The sequence below is a fragment of the Thermogemmatispora sp. genome (assembly GCF_019683755.1).
Taxonomy (GTDB): domain Bacteria; phylum Chloroflexota; class Ktedonobacteria; order Ktedonobacterales; family Ktedonobacteraceae; genus Thermogemmatispora.
The window spans coordinates 1-3,492 of sequence record NZ_JADGHT010000424.1; the positions used below are offsets into that span (position 1 = coordinate 1).

At 57.2% G+C, this 3,492-nt stretch carries 4 protein-coding genes and 1 pseudogene; all 5 read right to left on the reverse strand.

Annotated elements, in window-relative coordinates; genetic code table 11:
- Positions 1-430: EsaB/YukD family protein (locus tag IRZ24_RS18250; protein ID WP_297167482.1), on the reverse strand; the 430-nt coding region annotated here is incomplete at its 3' end.
- A 173-nt stretch (positions 431-603) separates the two neighbouring features.
- Entirely contained in the window at positions 604-912 is a 309-nt protein-coding gene (locus IRZ24_RS18255) for a WXG100 family type VII secretion target (RefSeq protein ID WP_297167485.1), read from the reverse strand.
- A gap of 293 nt (positions 913-1,205) precedes the next feature.
- Positions 1,206-2,138, reverse strand: coding sequence for a hypothetical protein (locus tag IRZ24_RS18260; protein WP_297167488.1), 933 nt, complete (start codon positions 2,136-2,138; stop codon positions 1,206-1,208).
- Between the two features lie 130 nt (positions 2,139-2,268).
- Positions 2,269-3,147 carry a protein phosphatase 2C domain-containing protein gene (locus tag IRZ24_RS18265; protein WP_297167491.1) on the reverse strand — a complete coding sequence of 293 codons (879 nt, stop codon included), beginning with the start codon at positions 3,145-3,147 and terminating at the stop codon, positions 2,269-2,271.
- 39 nt (positions 3,148-3,186) lie between these two features.
- A pseudogene (locus tag IRZ24_RS18270) lies at positions 3,187-3,492 on the reverse strand (hypothetical protein); the annotation flags it as partial.

A 3,492-nucleotide genomic window follows, 5' to 3' on the forward strand; every position in this document is an offset into this window, starting at 1 on the left:
CTCCGGCCAAGGGAAGTTGCTCCCAGGTTACTCCAATACCGCCGGTTCTCTCGCTTGGAGCAATGGAAGAGGGCAGAAACAGCTCTTGCGTCTCAATAGCCGCGATCTCTTCGCTGCCAGGAGGCAAGGCCCGCAGGAGGAGACGCATACCATCGAGTACACCAGCCTCGCTCAGCGTCTGTTTCGGGTCCAAAGGACTGTGAGATCCCTCGCTAAAGAGCAGCCATTCCCGATTGGTTTGATTGACTTTCGCCTCTTCCCCCATGCCAGCAGCGGCTGACCACCCTACCTCAGCGGGTACTCTGGCAGATGAGGAGGCGCATAGCTGGCAAAAGAAGGGCAGGAGCTCAGCAATCGTGTTATCCGTAGGAAGCTCTAGATCAAGCGTCCGATCCGGCCCAACTACTGTGACCAACACCTTGTTGCGCATCGTTGCTTACTCCCTTCCATAATCACACAGGAGCATGGCCTCAATCGCTCTCACGCCGTCTCGGTCAGCCGTCTCGCTATAGAGAGCACCGGCGGCCTCCTTTAGGCATTGCTAGAGGCCGCCGCGAAGGGGACATTCTGCAAGGGAAGGCTTGCTACTGCCACTGGGCTGGTCTATTCGTAGCCGCTGAACTTCGAAGCCATGAGCTGGTCCAGATCGCTCAAAGCCTGCGAGCTGCCCTGCAATCCCTGCGTGAGCTGACGGAGATCGTTGAGGACAGCCATAATGTGTGTATTCCAGGTGCTCATGGCATTCTGGTAGGCAGTACTCCCACGGCCAAACCAGTCAGCCTCAAGATCAGCTACAGCAGCAGTGATGCGCTTGGCGGAATCTTCAAAGCTAGCCAGTTCCGTGAGAAAACGCTGAGCGGCAGCATCCATCTGGTGGGTACGACCGCCGATCAGATCACCCTGTGAGGACATCGTATACCCTCCTTATGTGTGTGTCACCAACAAACGAGCCACCAGCGAAGTTTCGGCAAAGCAAAGCAGATAGCCTGGCGAACCAGGCCTGCTTAGGTCTCGCACGCTTCACCTGCATCGCCTGCTCGCCTGTTTTCTACTACCAGGAACAAAAACTTTACCCACCCCACCGGCTTACAAAGCTTCCCCTACTCTCTATCTATTTAAGCATCCTAACTTACGAATTTAAGGAGTACTTCGCAGTATCCCTTCGGATTAAAGGATACCTATTTTCCCCTGATAATGCAATGCGACTACACGAAAATTGAATAGAGTGTCATAGCCCATGTCGCCAGTTCGGGGCATTCAGCGAGGCTCGAGGATGCCCATGCCTGATCGAAGAGATAAAGCAGGTCTCTACTCAGAGAGAGCAGCACCTCACGCACCGCCCTCCAGAGGGGAGTTTGAGTCTGTTGCAATTCATGGGGGTGAAAGAGCGTCTCCGCCTGATCAGCCACATGAGCGCGGACCCGCGGCTCCCACCAGGTCAGCATCTCAGTGAGCAGCACTGCGCCGGCGAAGCGATCGCCCTGGGGACACCACTGGCCCTGACGCGGGAGGTTGCGATGCTGATAGCCTGGCGACCCCCAGCTGACTTTCTTAGGCTGGGGCAGGCCCGGAGCGTAGAGGCCCTCCAGGTCCAGTAACTGGATGCCGCCGAGCTGAGGTGTGAGCAAGACATTGGCCCCAGCGATGTCCGCGTGAGCCAGACCGCGAATTTCGAGGTTCCACAGCACCTGCGACATGGCGAGCGCGATGTGACGTGCCTGCTCAAAGGTGTAGTCCACACTGGCCGCCTGATCTAACATCAGCCCGGCCCAGGTTCGAGCTTCTACCCAGGGCATGAGCATGGCATACTCCAACTCTGGAAAGGCCTCTACCGCCTCTGGATAGTGGGTTCGCGTGAGACAGATGCGATATCCCAGATAGAGACCTGGTAGATGAGCATGGCGCTGCAGCACTTCCGTGACACGGACCAAGTGCGGCCCACGGTAAGAGGCTTTGAAAACCTTGAGCGCACAGCGCTCCTGTGTATCCAGATTGCGTACCTGATAGACGAGCGCTTCTCCTCCCTCTAGTGCAAATACTGTTTCTTTGTCGTCTGGCATCAGAGGATGGGGCATGAATTCAAAATAGGATGATCCGATGCGCAAGAACATGCCAGGGAACGGTTGAAAGCGTGACACCGCTCAAACTCCTTCTTCTCTCGCATTGTAGGTCTGCCGCCGGGCCTGACACGGGTGACCTTTGCTGGACAGGGTGGTCTGCCATGCCTGGCGCTGCTGATGCTGTCTTCGCCCCATCACAGAATGCTTGCTAGTCGCGCCGCTCCTTTTGTGGCAGCCAATGCAGATCAAGGGCCGTCATATCATCGTTTTCAGGCAGCAGGAGTAGCTCGCGAGCCCGCGTCTGCAATTCGTCATCATTCAACTCTGTCAGCGAAGAGGCCAGAGGGAGCAAACCATCGGTATAGACAATCAGGCGCTCAATGGTTGAGAGGCCCATGCTCCAGGCATTGAGCAGTCCACGCGAGCCGCGGGCCGTTGACCAGCGCCCCTCATCATCGCTACTGCCCCCCAGTGTAAATGAGTGCTCGCCTGTCACGAAAAGACGGGCGCTGACATTGCCCATCCAGCAGAGGAAAGCCTCCATTGGGCGAGCCACCTGTAGCGGTGTCTCCCAGGACGCCAGAGCAATTCGCCCGGCCAGAAAGACAGTTTCACTGCCGTAGTCTTCGCGCAATTCTTCCAGCACCTCTCGCACCAGAGCTGGCGTATCCGGGGCCAGAGGCAGCCGTCGGAGTTCTTCTTGTGCTGCCTGAGCCCATTCGTTCATGCGTTGACGCAGACGGGCGGCGATGGCCTTGATCGACCCGGTGAGGGCTTCGCGCTCTTGTAACCAGGCTACCAGGGCGCTCCCTAGATAGTGAGCGGCAAAATCGCCGCGGTATGAGCTACCCACGCCATCACAGACGCAGAAATAGAGGGCTGAGCCATCGGTGCTGGCTACTACCTGGGCATAATCCTGGTTGACCAGCTCTTGGGTCTGGGCCTCGCGACTGCGTAGCGAAAGTAGGCGCAGGGCCACGCGGTTGTTAATGGTTCGTGAGGCAAAGTACTCTTCTGATTGGTCTGTCTGAAAGCAGAGGTTTGTTTGCTCAGACCGCTCTGTTCGCTCAGCATCCTCAGATAACATCAGTCGCTCGCTCCTTCCTCTGGTGCGGGAGAGCACTGGCTATTTGAGCTGGGTCGCTGTTGAAATGGTAAAGGCCAGACGCACGAGGTCAGTATGGACCCCGGGGAAGAAGAGGGCAGCGCCCGGCTGCAGGTTGTAGCCATAGTTATTGATATTCTGGCGATAGATTTCAGGCATCGGAGAGGAAAGCGAGAAGAGAAAGCGGGCGTAGTCATTGGTGAGCTGGCTTGCTCGGGTGACTCCACCCCACTGCCGCCAGTCTCGCACTGGGATGCGCAGCATCTTGTCGGCTACGTAAACATTCTCCACCAGTACCGGCCCATCGCGCACCGCCATCGCTTGAAT

Coding starts and splice junctions, on each gene's coding strand:
- IRZ24_RS18255 (WP_297167485.1), bottom strand. CDS start 912: ATGTCCTCACAGGGTGATCTGATCGGCGGTCGTACCCACCAGATGGAT.
- IRZ24_RS18265 (WP_297167491.1), bottom strand. CDS start 3,147: ATGTTATCTGAGGATGCTGAGCGAACAGAGCGGTCTGAGCAAACAAAC.